This window comes from Halomonas sp. ND22Bw, assembly GCF_003011945.1.
GTDB lineage: Bacteria > Pseudomonadota > Gammaproteobacteria > Pseudomonadales > Halomonadaceae > Halomonas > Halomonas halophila.
In genome coordinates this window covers 1-259 of the sequence record NZ_PXWD01001200.1, presented here as the reverse complement: position 1 = coordinate 259, position 259 = coordinate 1, and the positions used below count along the sequence as shown (strand labels likewise).

The following is a 259-nucleotide window of genomic DNA, read 5'->3' as shown; positions in this document are numbered from 1 at the left end:
CCAGCTCTCGAACGATTACGGCGCCATCGCCGGTTTCCTGTTCGACGTGGGTTCGGGGCGCTATCCGCTCCCGGAAAGGGACGGGGTCGCCGCGCTGGCCCGGTGGCGCGAGGATCTCGAACGCGTGCGGGCGGAGGCTGCGGAGACGGCCTCGAAGGCAACCCTGGCCGCGCGCGAGGCCGACCATACCCACACCGAGATCCAGGGGTGGCTGAGGGACCTCGGCCTCGCGTTGGGCTTCGACGTCTGGATCGCCTCG

1 pseudogene is annotated in these 259 nt (G+C 70.7%); it reads left to right on the top strand.

What is annotated here, in order from left to right:
• Positions 1-259 (top strand): annotated as a pseudogene (locus CVH10_RS21970) (type II restriction endonuclease); the annotation flags it as partial.